At 69.9% G+C, this 19,114-nt stretch carries 18 protein-coding genes; 5 read left to right on the plus strand and 13 right to left on the minus strand.

What is annotated here, in order from left to right; translation table 11 throughout:
- Positions 1-93: 93 nt before the first annotated feature.
- A complete protein-coding gene (gene hemG / locus ACZ4N5_RS37370) occupies positions 94-1,575 on the minus strand; it encodes a protoporphyrinogen oxidase (protein WP_467761469.1) in 1,482 nt (493 codons plus the stop codon).
- Between the two features lie 336 nt (positions 1,576-1,911).
- Here hemG and ACZ4N5_RS37375 point away from each other — a divergent pair, with 336 nt between their 5' ends.
- Together ACZ4N5_RS37375 and ACZ4N5_RS37380 are read left to right on the plus strand one after the other, a co-directional pair.
- On the plus strand, positions 1,912-2,655 hold the full coding sequence (locus ACZ4N5_RS37375; RefSeq protein ID WP_467761470.1) for an SDR family oxidoreductase: 744 nt from the start codon (positions 1,912-1,914) through the stop codon (positions 2,653-2,655).
- 104 nt (positions 2,656-2,759) lie between these two features.
- A complete protein-coding gene (locus tag ACZ4N5_RS37380) occupies positions 2,760-3,638 on the plus strand; it encodes an NmrA/HSCARG family protein (RefSeq protein ID WP_326782991.1) in 879 nt (292 codons plus the stop codon).
- Positions 3,639-3,669: 31 nt separating this feature from the next.
- Here ACZ4N5_RS37380 and ACZ4N5_RS37385 read toward each other — a convergent pair whose 3' ends face one another.
- Positions 3,670-4,287 carry a mycothiol-dependent nitroreductase Rv2466c family protein gene (locus ACZ4N5_RS37385; protein WP_326782990.1) on the minus strand — a complete coding sequence of 206 codons (618 nt, stop codon included), beginning with the start codon at positions 4,285-4,287 and terminating at the stop codon, positions 3,670-3,672.
- A 221-nt stretch (positions 4,288-4,508) separates the two neighbouring features.
- On the opposite strand from ACZ4N5_RS37385, the gene ACZ4N5_RS37390 reads away from it, so the two are divergent.
- The 3 genes from ACZ4N5_RS37390 (at position 4,509) to ACZ4N5_RS37400 (ending at position 6,712) form a co-directional block, all read left to right on the plus strand.
- Complete coding sequence (locus tag ACZ4N5_RS37390) at positions 4,509-5,537, plus strand: methyltransferase (protein ID WP_467761471.1); 1,029 nt, start codon at positions 4,509-4,511, stop codon at positions 5,535-5,537.
- 62 nt (positions 5,538-5,599) lie between these two features.
- Positions 5,600-6,031, plus strand: coding sequence for a carboxymuconolactone decarboxylase family protein (locus ACZ4N5_RS37395; protein ID WP_467761472.1), 432 nt, complete (start codon positions 5,600-5,602; stop codon positions 6,029-6,031).
- A gap of 18 nt (positions 6,032-6,049) precedes the next feature.
- Entirely contained in the window at positions 6,050-6,712 is a 663-nt protein-coding gene (locus tag ACZ4N5_RS37400) for a sulfotransferase family protein (protein ID WP_326782987.1), read from the plus strand.
- A 113-nt stretch (positions 6,713-6,825) separates the two neighbouring features.
- Here the strand turns inward: ACZ4N5_RS37400 and ACZ4N5_RS37405 are convergent, their stop codons facing one another.
- From ACZ4N5_RS37405 to ACZ4N5_RS37455, 11 genes are all read right to left on the minus strand, one after another.
- On the minus strand, positions 6,826-8,769 hold the full coding sequence (locus ACZ4N5_RS37405; protein WP_467761473.1) for a multicopper oxidase family protein: 1,944 nt from the start codon (positions 8,767-8,769) through the stop codon (positions 6,826-6,828).
- Between the two features lie 126 nt (positions 8,770-8,895).
- Positions 8,896-10,647: an ABC transporter ATP-binding protein gene (locus ACZ4N5_RS37410; protein ID WP_326790621.1), complete on the minus strand. Its 1,752-nt coding sequence runs from the start codon at positions 10,645-10,647 to the stop codon at positions 8,896-8,898.
- Between the two features lie 494 nt (positions 10,648-11,141).
- A complete protein-coding gene (locus ACZ4N5_RS37415; protein ID WP_467761474.1) occupies positions 11,142-12,080 on the minus strand; it encodes an ABC transporter permease in 939 nt (312 codons plus the stop codon).
- Positions 12,067-12,870 carry an ABC transporter ATP-binding protein gene (locus tag ACZ4N5_RS37420; protein ID WP_467761475.1) on the minus strand — a complete coding sequence of 268 codons (804 nt, stop codon included), beginning with the start codon at positions 12,868-12,870 and terminating at the stop codon, positions 12,067-12,069. The genes ACZ4N5_RS37415 and ACZ4N5_RS37420 overlap by 14 nt, the downstream gene beginning before the upstream one ends.
- Before the next feature lie 60 nt (positions 12,871-12,930).
- Entirely contained in the window at positions 12,931-14,037 is a 1,107-nt protein-coding gene (locus ACZ4N5_RS37425; protein WP_467761476.1) for an aliphatic sulfonate ABC transporter substrate-binding protein, read from the minus strand.
- Positions 14,037-15,365, minus strand: coding sequence for a sulfate adenylyltransferase subunit 1 (locus tag ACZ4N5_RS37430; protein WP_467761477.1), 1,329 nt, complete (start codon positions 15,363-15,365; stop codon positions 14,037-14,039). The genes ACZ4N5_RS37425 and ACZ4N5_RS37430 overlap by 1 nt, the downstream gene beginning before the upstream one ends.
- A gap of 2 nt (positions 15,366-15,367) precedes the next feature.
- On the minus strand, positions 15,368-16,297 hold the full coding sequence (cysD, locus tag ACZ4N5_RS37435; RefSeq protein WP_326790619.1) for a sulfate adenylyltransferase subunit CysD: 930 nt from the start codon (positions 16,295-16,297) through the stop codon (positions 15,368-15,370).
- 5 nt (positions 16,298-16,302) lie between these two features.
- Positions 16,303-16,893 (minus strand): adenylyl-sulfate kinase, encoded by a 591-nt coding sequence (gene cysC, locus ACZ4N5_RS37440; RefSeq protein ID WP_467761478.1) that lies wholly within the window; start codon positions 16,891-16,893, stop codon positions 16,303-16,305.
- Positions 16,894-16,993: 100 nt separating this feature from the next.
- Positions 16,994-17,770, minus strand: coding sequence for an alpha/beta fold hydrolase (locus tag ACZ4N5_RS37445; RefSeq protein WP_467761479.1), 777 nt, complete (start codon positions 17,768-17,770; stop codon positions 16,994-16,996).
- Positions 17,771-18,024: 254 nt separating this feature from the next.
- Entirely contained in the window at positions 18,025-18,459 is a 435-nt protein-coding gene (locus ACZ4N5_RS37450) for a YdeI/OmpD-associated family protein (RefSeq protein WP_326782981.1), read from the minus strand.
- Positions 18,460-18,632: 173 nt separating this feature from the next.
- Positions 18,633-19,046: a VOC family protein gene (locus tag ACZ4N5_RS37455; RefSeq protein WP_467761480.1), complete on the minus strand. Its 414-nt coding sequence runs from the start codon at positions 19,044-19,046 to the stop codon at positions 18,633-18,635.
- Positions 19,047-19,114: the final 68 nt, after the last annotated feature.

Raw genomic sequence — 19,114 nt, forward strand, 5'->3', positions numbered from 1 at the left:
GATTCCTCTGCCCTGCCCTGCTCCGCAGCAGCTCGCATTCACCCCCGGCCTGAAGGCCGGGGCACCCTGCAAGGAAACGAGGTGGATTCGGGCTCACACCCCGGCTGCGACCGAGTCAGCCACCGCAGCCTTCTTCACGACGGGGAGGATCTGGTCGACGGCCCTGCGCGAGGTCATCATGCAGACACCGACGCCCACGCCGTCGTACACCGCACCGCAGACCGCGAGTCCGGGCTGGGTCGCCACGGTCTCACGGATCCGCCGCACCCGGTCCACGTGGCCGACGGTGTACTGCGGCAGGGCGCTCTCCCAGCGGCTCACGCGGGACGCCACCGGGACACCGGTCACGCCGGTGGCCTCGGCGAGCTCGGCCGTCGCCAGCGCGACCAGGTCGGCGTCGTCGAGCTGGAGCAGGTGCTCCTCGCCGAACCGTCCGAGCGAGCAGCGCACGATCTCCACCTCGCCCGCCAGGTGCGGCCACTTCACCGTGGTGAACGTGACCTCCTTGACGGCCTTCCCCTCCTCCGCCGGCACCCGGTAACCGGCGTAGCCGCGGCCTGAGAGCCCGCCCGGGAACGCCGTGCGCGGGTAGGCGAGCGTCACCATGGCCACGCTGGAGTACGGCACTTCGGAGAGCGCCGAGACGGCGGAGGACGTACCCGGGATCCCGGCGAGCAGGCTGCCCGTCGGGCCGGCCGGGGTGGCGATGATGACCGCGTCGGCGTCGATGACCTCCGAGTCGGTGGCCGACCCCACGGTCACCTGCCAGCGGTCACCCTTGCGTGTCAGGTCCCGGACGGGGGTCCCGGTGCGCAGGGCCGTGTCCGGCGCGGCGTGCAGCACCTGCTGGACGATCGCCGCGGGCAGCGTGCCGAAGCCGCCCTCGAGGGTGGCGACGCTCACCGGCGGGGGCTTCTCGCCCTCTTGCAGGTGCGGCACCAGCGAGCCGGCCGCGTCCGCGAGCGAGATGTGATCGCGGGACGCCCTCGCCAGCGGGGTCAGGGTGGCTTCGAACGAGAGGTCCGAGGCACGCCCGGCGAACACACCGGCGAGGAACGGCTCGACGAGGCGGTCCACGACCTCCTGGCCGAACCGCCCGCCGACGAAGGACGCGACCGAGATGTCGCCCTTCAGGTCGAACGAGGGCAGCACGAGGTCCTGCTGCGCCCGCTCCAGGCCCTCGGGGGACAGCACCCCGGACCGGGCGAGGTCGTCGATGTCACAGGGCACACCCATGAACTGACGGTCGGGCTGGTGCCTGATCGTGCCCCCGGTCCAGATCGCCGACGCGGTGACGGGGCCCGCCGACATGATCTGCTCGCCGAGTCCCGCCTCCTTGATCAGGCCGGTGGTCTTCTTGCGGTTGGCGTACAGCGACTCGGCGCCCTCGTCGACCGCGACTCCTGCCACGTCGGAGACCAGCAGCTTTCCGCCCAGCCGGGACGAGGCCTCAAGGAGCGTCACGCGCACCGGCTCGTTCCGCAGGTGGAACGCCGCCGCCAGTCCCGAGATCCCGCCACCGACGATGACCACGTGGGGCTTGCCGCTCGCCTGAGCCTGTTCGCTCCCAGTCATTCCACCAGCTCCTTCATGGTTACGGTGTCGTAAGGCCCGTACGGTCGGCGCCGAGACAGGCCGTGGGCAGTCTGGCCGAGCGCCCCGGACCCTGGGTGGAGGGCGCCTTGAAGGCGGGCCGATCTTTCGCGATTGCTCGCCGGTCGGCTGTTCGACCGCGGGTTTTCGGCATTTGAACAGGGTGGTTCGACGGCAACATCGGAGGTGCCCGGGCATTTGCGTTTCGTACCGTGAACGTATTAATTCATTGCTTAAAAACCGGGCGCAGGATGTTCCGCTCGCGGCCTCCGCGTATCCGGCGAATTGGCGTTCCGGGGGCGTTGGAACCTGGACCTCATGAAAGGGAAAAACGTGCCGTTCGAGAAGGTCGCGCTCATCACGGGCGCCAACAAGGGCATCGGATTCGCCATTGCGCGGCAACTCGGCGAGCAGGGGATCACCGTTCTCATCGGCGCCCGGGACGAGGTGCTCGGCAAGCAGGCCGCCGACGCGCTGGCAGACGAAGGCGTCACGGCCGTGCCGCTCCGGCTCGACGTGACGGACCCGGCCTCCGTGGGGGAGGCGGCCCGCGAGATCGAGCGGCGGTTCGGGCGCCTGGACATCCTGGTGAACAACGCGGGCATCGCGGGCGGCTTCACCGGGACGCCCAGTGAGGCGACCGCCGTCGACCTGCGGGAGGTCTTCGAGACCAATGTGTTCGGGGTGGTCACCGTGACCCACACGATGCTGCCGCTGCTGCGCCGTTCCCCGGCCGGCCGCATCGTCAACCTGTCCAGTCACGTGGGCTCGCTGACCCTGGCCTCGGCTCCGAGCGGCCCTCTGGCGGGCCTCAACATGATCGCCTACCAGTCCTCGAAGACCGCCCTGAACGCGGTGACGTTCGCGTACGCGAAGGAGCTGCGGGAGACCCCGATCAAGGTCAACGCGGCGCTCCCCGGAGTGGTGGCGACCGACATCAACCAGAACCGCGGGTTCCGGTCCCCCGCCGAGGGCGCGGAGATCGCCGTCCGGCTCGCCACGCTGGACGAGGCCGGCCCGTCGGGCCAGTGCCTGTCCGACGACGGCCCCGTTCCGTGGTAGCGCGCAACGTCACCATCCCGCGAGGGACCTCGGCCGTTCGCGGCCATCACACCTGACAGCCGGGCCGGGCAAGGACCGGCGGGCACACAACATGGAGGCAGACAGTGGCGGTTGCAGAGACGATCCTGGTGACAGGCGGCACCGGCCGGCAGGGTGGGGCGGTCGCCCGCGAACTGCTGCGGCGGGGTTTCTCCGTGCGCGCCCTGGTCCGCGACCCGCAGAAGGCGCAGGCGCGGGCGCTGGAGGAGGCGGGCGCGGTCCTCGTCCGCGGTGACATGGACGACGAGGCGTCGCTGGCGGCGGCGACGGAGGGTGTGTACGGGGTCTTCAGCGTGCAGACCTTCCGGGGCGCCGGCGGCGTCGAGGCCGAGATCCGCCAGGGCAAGGCGGTGGCCGACGCCGCGGTGCGGGCCGGGGTGAAGCACTTCGTCTACAGCTCGGTCGGCGGTGCGGACCGGGACACCCGCGTCCCGCACTTCGAGAGCAAGCTGGTGGGTGAGCAGTACCTGGCGACGCTCGACCTGCCGACCACGGTGCTGCGGCCGGCGATGTTCCACGACATCCTCCTCGACATCGCCCCCCGCGCGAGGCAGGGCGAGCTCGTCCTGGCCATGTGGCTCGACCCCGAGACCTCGGTGCAGATCATGGCGACGAGCGACATCGGCGCCTTCGCCGCGGACGCCTTCGAGAACCCGCAGGAATGGATCGGCCGGACGGTCGACATCGCCAGCGACGAGCTGACCGGGCCGCAGATGGCCGCGGCGTTCGAGGCCGTCTCCGGCATCCCGACCCGCTTCCAGCAGCTGCCCATCGAGCCGCTGCGCGCGGGTCGCCCGGACCTGGCCAACATGTTCGACTGGTTCGAGCGTGACGGTTTCCAGGCCGACCTGACCGAACTGCGCAAGAACAGGCCGAACCTGGTCTCCGTGGAGGCGTGGCTGAAGGACAACTGGACCGCCCCGGCGGTCGCGGCCCGCGGCTGACGCCCGAGCCGGCCGTGGTGGACGCCGGGGCTCAGGCGAAGATCGGGTTTCGGGTCCGGGTGCGCTTGAGCTCGAAGAACCCGTCGGTCTCGGCCACCGCGAGCACGCCGTCCCAGAGCTTCACCGCGGCCTCCCCCCGCGGTGTGGGCGTCACCACGGGTCCGAAGAAGGCCACCCCCCCCACGGCGATGACGGGGGTGCCCACATCGGTGCCGACGCGGGCGATGCCGTCGTGGTGCGAAGCACGCACCGCGCTGTCGAACGCGTCGGACCCGGCCGCGTCGGCCAGGGCGGGATCGAAGCCCGAGGCGGCCAGGGCCGCCTCGTAAGTGGCCCGCTCCTTGGGCGCCTTGTCGAGGTGGAACCGGGTGCCGAGTTCGGTGTAGAGCCGGCGCAGCGCCCCGGGTCCGTACGTGTGCTCGGCGGCGGCGCAGACCCGTACCGGCTCCATTCGCAGGGCCAGGTCACGGTGCCAGCGCTCGTCCAGGTCCGCGCGTCCCTCGTTGAGCAGCGTCAGGCTCATGATGTGCCAGCGGATCTCCAGGGGCCGTCGCTCTGCGACCTCAAGGACCCACCGGGATGTCATCCACGCCCAGGGGCAGGACGGGTCGAACCAGAAATCCACCGGGGTCGGGGTGTCGTGTGCCAACGTCGGCCTCCTCAAGGCGATTGCGAGTTCGCGGTCGGCACAGCCTGACAAGCGGGGTCGGATTCCCGGTTGAGTGTTAGTAGAGGTGGGCTCCGTTCAAACGCGAGAATTCCCCGGTTGAACATTCTTGTCAATGACGTGAGAAACTTGGTCGGTTGCGGCGGAGAGAAGCGTCGACTTATCGTCTGGAATCCGAGAAAAGACACTCTGAGGGGAAAGCGATGTCCGCATCGGCCGAGGTCCGCGACCAGTCGGATTCCTACGCGCTGCTCGAATTGATTCAGGGTGCCGTCATCACCCAGGCGATCTCCGTCGCAGCCCGGCTCGGCATCGCCGACGTGCTCGCCGACGCGCCGCTTTCCGCCGAGGACATCGCACTGCGGGTCGAAGCCGACCCGCGGGCGACCCACCGGATCCTGCGCGCGCTGTCCGGCCACGGAGTCTTCGCGGTCCGTCCGGACGGGCGGTACGAGAACACGGCGCTGTCCGACAAGCTCCGCGAGGACGCTCAGGACTCGATGCGGAAGTTCGCCCAGCTGATGAGCCACCCCCTGCTGCACGAGGAGTGGGGCCACCTGCTCACCACCGTGCAGACCGGCGAGGCCAACCTGCCCAAGCTGCGCGGCATGAGCACGCTGGATTTCTTCCACGCGAACCACGCCTACGCCGCCGCGTTCTTCCAGGCGTTCGGCAAGGTCTCGGAGTCGGAGACCGACCCGGTCCTGGCCGCCTACGACTTCTCCCAGTTCCGCACCGTCGTGGACGTCATCGGCGGCCGCGGCTACCTCCTGGCGGGGGTCCTCCAGCAGGCGCCGAACGCCCAGGGCGTGCTGTACGACTTCGAGATCGCGACCGTGGACTCGGCCTCGCTCTTCGAGGAGGCCGGCGTCGCGGACCGCTGCACCGTCGAGCACGGCGGCTACCTTGGCAAGCTGCCGAAGGGCGGTGATGCGTACCTGTTCAAGCGCATCATCCACAACTTCTCCGAGGAAGACGCTTTGACCGCCCTGCGCAACGCACGCGAGGCGATCGGCCCCGACGGCAAGCTGCTCTGCATCGAGTACCTGCTCCCCGAGAACAACGAGCGCCACATCGGCCACACCATCGACCTCTGGCTGATGCTGATGATCGGTTCCCAGGACCGCACCCTCGCGCAGTACACCGAGCTGTTCGCCAGGGCGGGCTTCAAGATCAGCAGGGTGATTCCCACCGCGTCACCGATCTCGATCATCGAGGCGATCCCGGTCTGACGGCCCTGTCCCCGGCGTCCTCTCACCTTCCAGCGCACCGCTATCACACAGGAGAACTCCCGATGGCTCAACGGATGGGCAACCCCTCCCTGGTCGTTCCCGGCGCCCTACAGCCCCTGCTCGACCTGTCCGAGGTCATCGGCAAGGTCGGCGTGCCGCAGTCGACCCTCGACTTCATCCGGCTGCGCGTCGCCGCGCTCAACGGCCGGGTCTACACCTTCCCGGCCGAGCCCGCGGACAAGCGCCTGACCCTGGTGGACACGTGGCGGACCGAGCCCTCCTTCACCGACGCCGAGCGCGCCGCCCTGGAGCTGGCCGAGGCCGTCACCGTGCAGACCGACGCCCGGAGCGCGCCGTCGGACGAGGTCTGGGCGAACTCCTCCAAGCACTACACCGACGTGCAGCTCGGCGCCCTGATCATGCACATCAGTCTGGTCAACTTCTGGAACAGGGTGAACGTCGCCACCCACCAGGACGACGCGGTCTGGCGCTGAGGAAGAGGAGACATCACCGTGTTGAAGCTCATCAACGCCGGCCTGGGCCGGACCGGCACGACATCACTCCAGGTGGCCCTGGAGCGGCTCGGCCTCGGGCCCTGCTTCCACATGTTCGAGATCGTCGACGACGAACAGCGCCTCGCCCAGTGGGAGCGGATCATCTGCGACGGCGAGCGCCCCGACTGGGCCGCGCTCTACGACGGCTACACCTCCGCGGTGGACGGTCCCTCCACCGTCTACTACCAGCAGATCAGCGAGGCGCTCCCCGGGACCAGGGTGGTCCTCACCGTGCGCGACGCCGAGGGCTGGTACAAGAGCACCTACGACACGCTGTACCAGTTCGCGCTGCGGACCATGGAGCACCCGCCCGAGCCGGGCTCCCGGCAGGCCCGGCTGTTCCGCGTCGTCAACGCCCTGGTCTGGGAGGGCCTCTTCGACGGCCGGTTCTCGGACAAGGACCACGCCATCGAGGTCTACCACCGGCACACCGAAGACGTCGTGCGCGCCCTCGGCGCGGACAACGTCCTCGTGTACGACGTGCAGCAGGGGTGGGAGCCGCTGTGCGCGTTCCTCGGGGTCGAGGTTCCCGACGAGGAGTTCCCGCGCGCCAACAGCTCCGAGGAGATGCGTCAGCGGATAGCCCAGGCAGCCGGCGCCGGCCCGGTCCCTGCCGGTTGAGTCAGCAAGTCCCGGCATCACGACGAGAACGGCAGCCGGCGTCCGAGGACGCCGGCTGCCGTTCTCGGGTTCCGGGCGCGCCCCGTGGGCCCGCGCCGATCACCGGCGCGGGCTCACGGCATTGCGTGTGTGTGGTTGCCGCCCGCGTGCAGATGGACGGCCGGCGACACCACGAGCGGCCGCACCATGTGCTGCTCGTGCTCCAGCATGTGGCAGTGGTGGACGCCCCTGCCGACGACGGGGAACCGGACCGCCACGGTGACCAGCTCGCCCAGCGTGGCGTTCGGCGTGATCTGGCCCGCCGTACCCACCCGGATGACGTCCTTCTCTCCGAGCTCGTGCGCTTCCAGCACCCCCGCGGCCTTGAACGCGATGGGCCTGGCCGAGCCGCGGGTGGCGCGGTCGAACCCGGTGATGTCGTAGTTCTCGCGGGACTGCACCTGGAAGTGCGACAGATGGATGTGCATGGGGTGCGGGGACGCGGCGAGGTTGAGGTACTTCCAGATCTCCACGCTGCCGAGCGCGGCGGTGAACGTCCTGCCGTCGTCGTACGCCATCGCCGTCCTGCGCAGCGTCTTGACGGTGCCCTCGGCGTCCCGGACCTGGATGGTCCCGGGGGAGGGGAACGTGATCCCCGCCGGGTCGATCTCCTCCATCTCCCACAGCTCGGGAATGTTCGTCGAGCCGGGACCGACCACGACCACCCACCGGGGGGCGACGTCGTGGGGCAGGTCGTGGTGGGTGAGCCGCTTGAACGTGGGCGAGATGACCTCCGGCAGCACAAACCGGTTGGACGGGCGCTGGTCCGCGACGCGGAACTGCATCACGTCGGGCTCCAGCAGGTCGTTGGGCTTGTCGGAGGCACCGGGCGCGATGCCCTCCAGCGTGTTGACCAGCTTCAGGGCCCGCCCCCGGAACGCGCTGAAGTCGATCAGTACGTCGGCGCGCTCGCCGGGGGAGAGGTTGAGCGCCCCCTCGACGGCCAGCGGCTTGTCGATCAGACCCTGGTCGGTCCCGATCACCCGCAGCGCACCCGGGACGGGCCGGCCGTCCGACAGCAGCATCAGCCGGTATATCCGGGAGTTCGCGGCGTTGACGATCCGGAACCGGTACCAGCGCGGCGCGACCTCCAGGTACGGCCAGACCACCCCGTTGACCAGGGTGTAGGGGGCCGCGTGGGTACGCATGAGCCGCTGCGGGCCGATCATCTCCACCTTGTGGACCAGCCGGCCGGCGAGGGCACCGGACTCGTCCACGTCGAAGTTGCGGTCGCTGAGGATCAGCGGGACGTCGCGGGCACCGTCGGGCAGGTCGAGCGCCTCCTCCTCCTCGTTGCGGGAGAGGAACAGGCCCGCGAGCCCGGCGTAGACGCTGAAGCGGCTCACGTGGTGGGTGTGGTCGTGGTACCAGAGCGTGGTCGCGGCCTGGTTGTTCGGATAGGCCGACAACTGCACGTCGCCCGGACCTATGAGATTCTCCATCCAGCCGTCGTTGCCGCCGCCGGTCAGCATGCCGTGCATGTGCACCGCGGCCCACGGCGCCAGGTCCGACACGTCGGGGACCACCTGGGTTCCCGACGTGCCAGGGTAGTTGGAGAGCGGGTCGGGTGAGCGGCCCGTGGTCGAGCCGAAGTCGACGGCCTTGACGGGGATGTTGCCCGTCAGCTGGTTCTCCCAGACGATCCGCAGCGGACGGCCGCTGACCGTCTGGATCGTCGGGCCCGGGTAGACGCCCTCGTACGTCCACATCGTCACCGGCGGCATCTCCGAGTGCACGGTGACGTCGGCGGTGCGCATGCGGACGGTCAGCTCGTCATGGTCGCCGCGGTCGCGGGGGCGCAGCACCGGCGGGACCCGCAGCGGATCCCTGAACTTCGTCAGCTTCAGCTCGGGCGCCGTCGGCTCGGGCCCGCCGGCCGTCACGGCGGCCGCGCCATCTGACTTGAAGAAGGGGGTGGCGGTCACCAGGGCGCCCAGCCCGGCCATGGCGCCGTAACGCAGCAGCGTGCGGCGGTTCGGCCCGGATGGCTCGAATGTTTCGGAAGCTGTGGGATCCATGCGCCCGACGGTAGGGGCGGCCGCTCTCGTCGAACTCGAGCTCGGCTCCAGGACGTGCCTTTCCGGCAGGGCCCGGCGCCGGTGGACGGCCCTGCTACTTCGGCAAGGCCGTCCGGGAGGCGGATTTCAGACCGCTACAGGCTCGGTGTCCCGGTTGATGAGCGTCGCGTAGTGGCCACCGCGCAGGAGCAGCTCGTCGTGGGTGCCGCGCTCGGAGACCCGGCCCCGGTCCAGCACGATGATCTCGTCGGCGTTGCGGACGGTCGACAGCCGGTGGGCGACCGTGATGGTGGTACGGCCCACGCTGGCCGCGTCGATGGCCTTCTGCACGGCCTGCTCGGTATGGGTGTCCAGGGCGCTGGTGGCCTCGTCGAGCACCAGGATCGGCGGGTCGCGCAGGATGGTGCGGGCGATCGCCAGCCGCTGCTTCTCGCCGCCGGAGAACCGGTACCCGCGCTCGCCGACCACCGTGTCGTAGCCGTCGGGCAGCAACATCAGATAGTCGTGGATGTGGGCGATCCGCGCCGCCGCGAACAGCTCCTCGTCGGTCGCGTCGGGCTTGGCGAACCGCAGGTTGTCCGCGACCGTGGCGTGGAACAGGTACGTCTCCTGGGAGACGACGCCGACCGCGGCCGTGAGCGTGTCGAAGGACAGGTCGCGTACGTCGACCCCGTCGATCGTGACGGAACCGGACGTGACGTCGTACAGCCGCGGGATGAGGTAGCTGAGCGTGGTCTTTCCCGAGCCGGTCTCTCCGACGATCGCGAGGCTGCGGCCCGCGGGGACGGTCACGTCGACGCCGACCAGCGTCGGCTGCTCCGTTCCCGCATAGGAGAAGCCGATCCCTCGCATGCGCACCTCCCCCCGCAAGGCGGCCGGCTCGACCGGCCGCTCGGGCTCGGCGATGTCAACGGGCAGGTCGAGGTACTCGAAGATGCGGCCGAACAGCTCGAGAGAGCCCTGGATCTCGATCCCGACGGTCAGCAGCCGCTGCGCCGGGCGGAACAGGCTCTGCTGGAGGGACGTGAACGCGACCAGGGAGCCGATGGAGATGGCCATGTGGCCGTTGTTCGAGGTCAGCCCCGAGACCCAGTAGATCATCGCCGGCATGGAGGCTATGACGATCCAGATCGTGGACTGGTACCACAGGCCCGCGGTGGTGACGCGCACCTCGACGTCGGTGAGCTTGCGCGACTGCCGCGCGAAGTTGTCGGTCAGGGAGTGCGAACGGCCCATGGTGTGGCTGAGCAGGATCCCGCTGATCGACAGCGACTCCTGCATGGTCGACGACAGCTCGGCGAGCTGCCTCTGCCGGTCACGGGTGATGTTCCGCCGCTGGTTCCCGACGCGACGGCTCACCAAGGCGAATGCCGGAAGCATGAGCATGGACGCGAGCGTCAACCGCCAGTCGAGCAGGAACATGGCGGTGGTCGCGGCGATGACGACCGTCACGTCGGACAGCAGCGCCGTGGCGGTGGTCGTAATGGTGACCTGCATCCCGCCGATGTCGTTGGAGATGCGCGACTGCACCTCGCCGGTACGGGTGCGCGCGAAGAAGGCCAGCGACATCCGCTGGAGGTGGGAGTACACCGCCGTGCGCAGGTCGTGCATGACGAGCTGGCCCACCGTGGCCGACACGTGCGTCTGCCAGACGTTGAACGAGCTGGTGGTGACCGACACCATGATCATGCCGAGGGAGAGCAGGGACAGCAGCCCCAGCCTGTCCTGCGGCAGCGCCGTGTCCATGATCTCGCGGATCAGGAACGGGTTGACGAGGGCGACCAGGGAGGAGCCCGCGACCAGCAATACGACGGACAGCAACTGCCTCCGGTACGGGCGGAACAGTCCGAGGATGCGTCGCAACTGGCCGTCTTTCATCAGTGCCTGGGGACGCGTGGTGCCCGAGCCGGCGCTGCTCACCCTGGCCTCCTTCTCTTTGTTGGTCAGTTCCAGTCGACAAAACGCAGGGACGACCGCGGAGTTCAAGCCGCCGGGGCCCCGCGCCGGAACGAGAGCCGTGGACACGGGCATGTGCCGCGGCGTGGTCACCAGATCCAGATCGTGCCTATCCCAGCTGTCTGACCAGTGCCGTCCATTGGGCGAGCTCCGCTTCTGACAGCGGTGGCACGCACGGCTGGTCGGCAGGCAGGGCGGCGGATTCCTTCCATGCGCAGGGGGGACACAGGTCGCCCCACGCAAACCCCGTCCACATCAGGCCTTCGCCCCATGTCTTCCATGGAAATCGCATAGCGGACCTGGGCCTCGCGCCCATATCGATCTCCGTTCGTAGGGGAACCGCCCGAGGTCATCTTGTGCAACGGTGCTCAACAGGACGTCGGGACCGTGTCGAGTTTTGCTGGAGGACGGGCGCCTCAGCGCGCGGCCAGCAGTCCGCGGCTGCGCAGCACCCGGCGCTCCAGCGGGCTGAAGAACAGCAGGTCGATGGCGACGCCGACGACGAAGATCAGGATGATGCCGAGCAGCACACCCGGCATGTCGGAGAACTCCCGCTGGTTCTGCAGGTAGCGGCCGAGGCCGATCCCCAGATCGGGGGAGGAGGCGATGAGCTCGGCGGCCATCAGCGACCGCCAGGAGAACGCCCAGCCCTGCTTCAGACCGGCCAGGTACCCGGGCAGGGCGGCGGGCAGCAGCACGTGCCGGGCGCCGCGCAGACCGTTCGCACCGAGCGTACGACCGGCCCGTAGGAACAGCGGCGGCACCTGGTCGACCCCGGCGATCAGGCCGTTGGCGATCGAGGGCGCCGCACCCAGCAGAATCACGGCGTACATGGCCGAGTTGTTGATGCCGAGCCAGATGACGGCGGCCGGCACCCAGGCGACCGAAGGCAGCGACTGCAGGCCCGTCAGCACCGGCCCGATGGCGGCCCGTATCGGCTTGACCCGGGCGACGAGCAGGCCGATCGGCGTACCGATCGCGACGGCCGCCACGAAGCCTGTGACGCCGCGCCAGAGGCTGGTCCAGATGACGGAGAACAGGGTGCCGTCGCTCCAGAGGAGCGTGAGCGCGTGCCACACGTCGGCCGGACTCGACAGCTTCTCGGGGCTGGCCAGGTGCAGGCTGTAGGCGAGCTGCCAGAGACCGACGACCAGCACGACGCCCAGGATCGGCGGCAGCACTTTCGCCCTCAGTACCTGGCTGAACGAGGCGCGCTGCGCGTGGCCGGCCTCCAGTGCGTCCAGGCCGGCCCCCAGCGCGTCGAGGCCGGCCCCCAGCGTGTCGAGGCCGGCCCCCGCGCCGTCGCGGCGGGCGGCGCGGCCGCTCGCCGCGGGCCGGGTGTCAGTGCTGGACATGGCGGCGTATCTCCCCACGCAGGTGCTCGGTGATTTCGATGGACAGCGCCGCGACCTCGGCGGATTCGCCCCGCAGCGAATGCGGCAGGTCGACGCGCCACTCCCGGGCGATCCGGCCGGGCCGGGACGACAGCAGGACGACGCGCTGGGCGAGGCGCACGGCCTCTCTGACGTTGTGGGTGACGAACAGGACGGTGAGCTTGCGCTTGTTCCAGATCCGGGTGATCTCCTCGTGCAGGACGTCCCGGGTGATGGCGTCGAGTGCGGCGAACGGCTCGTCCATCAGCAGTACGGTGCTGCCCTGGGCGAGCGCGCGCGCCACGGCCACGCGCTGGCGCATGCCGCCGGAGAGCTCGTGCACCCGCTTGCGGTACGCGCCGCCGAGGCGGACCAGCTCCAGCAGTCGCTCGGCCTCGGGCCTACGGTTCTCGCGCGGCACGCCCGCCAGGCGCAGCGCCAGCTCGATGTTCCGACCCGCGCTCAGCCACGGGAACAGCGCGTGGTCCTGGAACATCAGCGACGGCCGGGTGCCGGGTACGTCGATGGTTCCGGCGCTGGGCTCGTCGAGCCCCGCCACCAGGTTCAACAGGGTGGATTTGCCGCAGCCGGAAGCGCCGAGCAGGGTGACGAACTCGCCCGGGGCCACGTCCAGGTTGATGTCGTCGAGCACGACGGAGCCCGCACCGGGGCGGCCGAAGGCCTTGGAGACGTGCGAGAGCCGGACCGCTGGGTAGTCGTCCGTGGTCTCGACGACGGGGACGCACTTCGGGATGGTCAGTGCCGTGGTCATTGCGGAAACCTCCTGCGGGCGTGGACGGGGGCACTGCGCGGAGCTACGGGGTGCGGGTCGTCACTTGACGCCGAGCCCGGCGTCCGCCACGGCGGGCCGGCCCGCCGCCGTGAGTACCTTGTTGAGCAGGGTCAGGTCGACGATCCCGGAGAGTTCGGGCTTGTCGAGCAGGCCCGCGGCGACCGCGTGGTCGGCCCCGGTCTGCAGGGTGCCGGCCAGCGGGTCGTCGATGAAGTCGATGCTTGCCCACGCGGGGTCGAGGATGGCGGGCGGCAGCGCATTGCCCGTGTCGGCCTTGATCCGCAGGTTGGCGTCGGCCTTCGCCTTCTCCGGGTCGGCCTTGATGAAGGCGTTGGCCGCCAGCGAGCCGCGCAGCACGGCCTCGACCACGTCGGGGTGCGCGGTCAGGAACTTCTGCGAGACGATGATGTCGGTGGTCACGAACTTGCCGTCCGGCCACAGCGACTTCTCGTCCAGCAGGACCTTCGCGCCGAGCGTGACCAGCCTGGAGGCGGTCGGCTCGGGCACCCAGGCGCCGTCGATGGAGCCGGACTTGTACGCCTCCGGCACCACCTTGTTCTCCGTACGGAGCACACTGACGTCGCCCGAGCCGGAGGCCGCGTCCACCTTGTAGCCCTTGCCTGCCAGATAGTTGAGCAGGGCGACGTCCTGGGTACCGCCCAGCTGCGGGGTGGCGAGCTTCTTGCCCCGGAGGTCGTCCAGCGAGCTGATCTTCGCCGGGTTGACCACCAGCTTGACACCGCCGGAGGCTGCGCCGCCGATGACCCGCAAGGACGTGCCGTGCGACTTGACGTAGCCGTTGATCGCCGAGTTCGGGCCGGTCCAGCCGATGTCGATCGAACCGGCGTTGAGCGCCTCGTTTTCGGCTGGACCGGCGTTGAAGAGCTGGGACTTGATCCGGGTCGACCCCAGCTCCTTCTGGAACAGGCCGTCCTGCAGGCCCACCAGGGCGGTCCCGTGCGTGAGGTTCGGGAAGTAGCCGATCTTCACGGTGTCGGCGGAGAGCTTCGCACCCGAGGCGCCGTCGGTCTGCTTCGCCGGGGCTGCCTCGGCACTGGAGCCGTAGCCGCAGCCCGACAGCAGTCCGGCAGCCGCGGTCACCGCTACGGCCGCCATGGCCACGCGCCCGATCGTCTGGCAGTGCATCAGACCCAGTCCTCCTCGTTGGTTGCTTCGGCCGCGCGCCGTACGGTCTCGAAGGGCTCATCCGCCATGCCGGCTGCGAGGGTGGTGCCGTCGGCCGGGTCGATCAGCAGGAACGAGCCCGTGCGGCGGTTGTCGGCGTAGGGGTCGAGCGCGAGCGGCTCGGCCGTGCGCAGCACGACGTGGCCGATGTCGTTGACCTGCAGGCCCTCGGCACCGGGGCGCCGTTCGAGCGTGCTGATGTCGATCCGGTACGAGATGTCCTTGACCACGGCGCGCACGGTGCGGGTGGTGTGCTTGAGCAGGACCTTGGCGCCGACGTGCAGGGGGCGCTCGTTGAGGTGACAGACGCTGGCCTCGATGTCCTTGGTGGGCGCCCCGGCCGTGCCCCCGGCCGCGATCAGGTCGCCGCGCGAGACGTCGACGTCGTCGGTGAGCCGGACGGTGACGGACTGGGGCGCCCAGGCGACGTCCGTCTGCGTGCCGAGCGCGTCGATGGCCGCGACGGCAGTGGTGTGGCCGGAGGGCAGGACGGTGACGGCGTCCCCGACCCGCAGCACGCCGGAGGCGATCTGGCCGGCGTAGCCCCGGTAGTCGAGGTGCTCGGCAGTCTGCGGGCGGATCACGTACTGGACCGGTAAGCGGGCGGGCTCCTCCCTCGGGTTGCTGCCGACCGGGACGGTCTCCAGGTGCTCCAGCAGGGTCCGGCCGCCGTACCAGTCCATGGTGGCGGAGCGCTCGACGACGTTGTCGCCGGCCAGCGCGGAGAGCGGGATCGCCACGACGTTCTTGACCCCGAGCGTGGCGGCGTACGAGGTGAACTCCTCGGCGATCTTCGCGAAGACGCACTCCTCGTAGCCGACGAGGTCCATCTTGTTGACGGCCAGGACCACGTGGGGCACCCGCAGCAGGGCGGCGACCGCAGTGTGCCGGCGGGTCTGCTCGACCATGCCGTTGCGGGCATCGACGAGTACGACCGCGAGGTCGGCGGTGGAGGCGCCGGTGACCATGTTGCGGGTGTACTGCACGTGCCCGGGGGTGTCGGCGAGGATGAACCGGCGGCGGGCGGTGGCGAAGTAGCGGTAGGCGACGTCGATGGTGATGCCCTGCTCCCGCTCGGCCCGCAGGCCGTCGGTGAGCAGGGCCAGGTCGGGGGTGTCCTGTCCGCGGCCGGCCGAGACCTGTGCGACGGCCTCCAACTGGTCGGTGAGGACCGACTTGGAGTCGTGCAGCAGGCGGCCGACCAGGGTGGACTTGCCGTCGTCGACGGAACCCGCGGTGGCGAAGCGCAGCAGCGTGGTGGCGCTGAGCTGCTCGGTGGTGGTGGTCATCGCTAGAAGTACCCTTCGCGCTTGCGGTCTTCCATCGCGGCCTCGGACATCTTGTCGTCGGCCCGGGTCGCGCCCCGCTCGGTGAGGCGGGAGACGGCGATCTCGGCGATCACCGCGTCGAGCGTGGCGGCGTCGGAGTCGACGGCGCCGGTGCAGGACATGTCGCCCACGGTGCGGTAGCGGACGAGCCGTTTCTCGACCGTCTCGCCGTCCTTCGGGCCGCCCCACTCGCCGGCGGTCAGCCACATGCCGCCCCGCAGGAAGACGTCCCGTTCGTGGGCGAAGTAGATCTCCGGCAGTTCGATCTTCTCGCGGGCGATGTACTGCCACACGTCCAGCTCGGTCCAGTTGGAGAGCGGGAAGACGCGCACGTGCTCGCCCGGCGCGTGGCGGCCGTTGTAGAGCTGCCACAGCTCGGGGCGCTGGCGGCGCGGGTCCCACTGGGAGAACTCGTTGCGCAGGGAGAAGACGCGTTCCTTGGCGCGGGCCTTCTCCTCGTCGCGGCGGCCGCCGCCGAAGACGGCGTCGAACTTGTGCTGCTGGATCGCCTCGGTCAGCGGGACGGTCTGCAGCGGGTTGCGGGTGCCGTCGGGGCGCTCCTTGAGCTTGCCGGCGTCGATGTAGTCCTGGACCGAGGCCACGTGCAGGCGCAGGTTGTGCTGCGCCACCGTGCGGTCCCGGTAGTCGATGGCCTCGCGGAAGTTGTGACCGGTGTCGACGTGCAGCAGCACGAACGGCACCGGTGCCGGTGCGAACGCCTTGAGCGCCAGATGCAGCATGACGATCGAGTCCTTGCCGCCGGAGAAGAGGATCACCGGCTTCTCGAACTCGCCCGCCACCTCGCGGAAGATGTGGACCGCCTCGGACTCCAGCGAGTCCAGGTGCGTCAGCGCGAAGGGGTTCCCCGACGCCTCGATCAGGCGATGGGTCATGGTCGTCATGCCAGGCCCCTCTCGGTCAGGAAGGTGTGTAGCTCGGCTGCGGAATCGGCCACCGAGCGGCCCTGCGTCTGGATGCGCAGCTCCGGGCTCTCAGGTGCCTCGTACGGGTCGTCGACGCCCGTGAGACCGGAGATCTCGCCGGCCGCCTGCTTGGCGTACAGGCCCTTCACGTCGCGCTGGGAACAGAGCGTGACCGGGGTGGCCACGTGGATCTCCAGGAACGGTGTGGCGCGGGCGGCGTGCCGGGCACGGACGGCGGCGCGGGAGTCGGCGTACGGGGCGATGACCGGAACCAGCGTCTTGACGCCGTGGGAGGCCAGCAGCCCGGCCACGAAGCCGATCCGCTGCACGTTGGTGTGCCGGTCCTCACGGGTGAAGCCCAGGCCCGCAGAGAGGAACGCGCGGATCTCGTCGCCGTCGAGCACCTCGACCTCGTGTCCCTGGGCGCGCAGGCGCTCGGCGAGGGTGCGGGCGAGAGTGGTCTTGCCCGCGCTGGGCAGCCCGGTCAGCCACACGGTGGCGCCGCGCGCAGCGGCCGGGGCCGCCTCCGCGGTGTCCCCGGCGGCCAGGGTGTGAGCCGTGGTCACGGTGATGTTCTCCCGGGAGGTAGATGGCGTACTTTCAGGGATGGGTCGTACGTCCCCCGCGCTGCAGGGCGTCGCTCGCGGGCAGGGGCGGCGGGACCTTTCAGGCGGTGGCGAACTCGACCAGCGTCCGGCCGAGCACGTCCATGTCGATCCGGTGCCAGGATCCGGGCAGCTCGAGGCCCCGGCCGTTGGGCAGGGCCGCCGCGGTCGCCGCAGCCGCCGCACGCAGCCAGGCGCTGGTGCTGTCGCTGTTGAGGACCAGCGTCTCCGTCCGGAATCCGGCGAGTTGGCCGGCCGGGACGGTGAAGTCGCCGCAGATCTTGACGTCGTACAGCAGCGTGTGCGCGTTCGCCTCGTTCATCGCCCAGATCGGGCTCCTGCGCCACTGCGCGACCGCGTCGGGGGTGAGGCCCAGGACGGGGCCGAGGAAGTACTCGGCCGCCTCGTCGCGCCGGTCTTCCTCCAGGATGACCCGGAGCGTCTCCGCGGAGTTCGACGGGGGCTTCGGGAACCCCTCGACCCGGAAGAACGGCTCGTGGAGAGCCAGCTTGGCGATCGGCGTGCCCGCGAGCGCCGCCTGGAGCGCCACGTTCGCGCCCGTGGACCCGGCGAACACGGCCGCTGAGCCGCCCGCCTCCTCGATCACCGCCCGGAGATCCTCGATCTCCCGCTCGACGGCGTACTCGGGAGCGTCACCGCTCTGGCCGCGCCCGCGGCGGTCGTAGGCATACACGGTGCAGTGCTGCGCCAGCTCGGGAACGAGCTCGTCGAAAATCGTGTGATCACGGAACGCACCGTTGAGCAGCACGAGTGGGGGGCCCTCGCCCGACTTGTCGTAGGCGATCGTCGTACCGTCCCGGGAAACGACCTTGCGCATCACGCACTCCTCGTGCCGACCGGAGGTGCTCTCACCTCGCCCTGTGTCTGCAGCTTCGAATGCGCCGGTGCATCACCGGTCGAGAACCGATAGCGGCCCGCTTGCACCGCCTGCTGCCCCCAGCGGCGCCCAGTAACTGACCTGCGGTTCTTCCCGGGAGAACGCAAACAGCCGTTCTTCACGCTTCGAGGTGTCGACCAACGAAGCGCTGAGGAACGGCTGGTGCGTATGGCGTCGGAGGCCTGCTCCCGGGCTCAGCCCCGCAGGGTGGCGATGGCCTTCTCGATGCGCCGCCGGCGCGTCTCGGGCATCTTCGCGCTCTCGACGGCACGCACGTGCTCGCGCTTGCGGCTGTACGTGAGGTGGTCGTACGCGGCGCGGGCGACCGGGTCGTCGTCCAGGGCTCGGGCGAAATCCTCCGGCTCGACGACGACGCGCGGCTCGGTGTCGAGCTCCAACTCGACCTCGACCTCCTCGCCGATCTCGACACCCGCGGCCTGCCGGTTGGCGTGGCTGAGGCCGATCAGGTGGCGGCCGCGCAGGAAGGCGACCCGGCTCTTCCAGGAATGCCCGTTGAGCGTGATCGTCACCGGTGGCCGCGAGCCCTCGCCGAGAGCTTCCACCACCTCGGGCGGAACCAGCAGGCCCCGCATGGGCTCGGGCGGCTCGACGTGGGACAGAAACTTCATGATCTACCTCTGATCTTGCGAGAGTGCCCCGGCCTTTAGGCCCGGGAGGATGTCAACTCCTGTTGTTCTGCCGGCTCGCCGCGGATCCGGCCCGCCCGGCTCCAGTGGCCGCTCCCGCTTCCCGCACGGGCCCATCGCCGTGTCCGGGACGGCTGTGAGGCAGGGAACCGCGGCTACTCGGCGTAGGGCTGGTCGGTTCCCTGGGTGCTGAAGCCGAGACTCCAGACGTAGCCGTCCGGGTCGGCGAAGGTGCCGCCGTACCCGCCCCACGCCAGAGCGCCGGCGGGCTTGAGGACCGTGGCGCCGGCCTTCGCGGCCTCCGCCATGATCTCGTCGACCCGCGCCTCGCTGCGGACGACGTAGGTCAGGACCAGTCCGCTGAAGCCGCTGCCCTCATGGTCCGTGCCCACCTGGTCGGCCAGTCCTTCGCGGCTGTAGAAGCCGACGGGCGAGGCGCCGTCCGATTCGAAGAACACCGAGATGCCGTAGTCACTCTGGACCTTCCAGCCGAGCCCCTCGGTGTAGAACTCCTTGGCCCGGTCCATGTCCCGGACGCCGAGAAGGATCGAGCTGACGTGTGCCTTCATGCCGTACTCCTTGAGCTGTAGAGGTATACCTGTCGGACATCCGGGCCGGGGCCCGGCTGTCACAGGGA

The organism is Streptomyces sp. NPDC026500, assembly GCF_055567635.1.

Bases quoted from the DNA above. Each gene is read 5' to 3' on its own strand.
- ACZ4N5_RS37445 (WP_467761479.1), bottom strand. From the start codon at position 17,770: ATGCGCAAGGTCGTTTCCCGGGACGGTACGACGATCGCCTACGACAAG.
- cysD (WP_326790619.1), bottom strand. From the start codon at position 16,297: ATGACCCATCGCCTGATCGAGGCGTCGGGGAACCCCTTCGCGCTGACG.
- ACZ4N5_RS37420 (WP_467761475.1), bottom strand. From the start codon at position 12,870: ATGACCACGGCACTGACCATCCCGAAGTGCGTCCCCGTCGTCGAGACC.
- ACZ4N5_RS37405 (WP_467761473.1), bottom strand. From the start codon at position 8,769: ATGGATCCCACAGCTTCCGAAACATTCGAGCCATCCGGGCCGAACCGC.
- hemG (WP_467761469.1), bottom strand. From the start codon at position 1,575: ATGACTGGGAGCGAACAGGCTCAGGCGAGCGGCAAGCCCCACGTGGTC.
- ACZ4N5_RS37375 (WP_467761470.1), top strand. From the start codon at position 1,912: ATGAAAGGGAAAAACGTGCCGTTCGAGAAGGTCGCGCTCATCACGGGC.
- ACZ4N5_RS37450 (WP_326782981.1), bottom strand. From the start codon at position 18,459: ATGAAGTTTCTGTCCCACGTCGAGCCGCCCGAGCCCATGCGGGGCCTG.
- ACZ4N5_RS37390 (WP_467761471.1), top strand. From the start codon at position 4,509: ATGTCCGCATCGGCCGAGGTCCGCGACCAGTCGGATTCCTACGCGCTG.
- ACZ4N5_RS37395 (WP_467761472.1), top strand. From the start codon at position 5,600: ATGGCTCAACGGATGGGCAACCCCTCCCTGGTCGTTCCCGGCGCCCTA.
- ACZ4N5_RS37410 (WP_326790621.1), bottom strand. From the start codon at position 10,647: ATGAAAGACGGCCAGTTGCGACGCATCCTCGGACTGTTCCGCCCGTAC.
- ACZ4N5_RS37455 (WP_467761480.1), bottom strand. From the start codon at position 19,046: ATGAAGGCACACGTCAGCTCGATCCTTCTCGGCGTCCGGGACATGGAC.
- ACZ4N5_RS37430 (WP_467761477.1), bottom strand. From the start codon at position 15,365: ATGACCACCACCACCGAGCAGCTCAGCGCCACCACGCTGCTGCGCTTC.
- ACZ4N5_RS37415 (WP_467761474.1), bottom strand. From the start codon at position 12,080: ATGTCCAGCACTGACACCCGGCCCGCGGCGAGCGGCCGCGCCGCCCGC.
- ACZ4N5_RS37425 (WP_467761476.1), bottom strand. From the start codon at position 14,037: ATGCACTGCCAGACGATCGGGCGCGTGGCCATGGCGGCCGTAGCGGTG.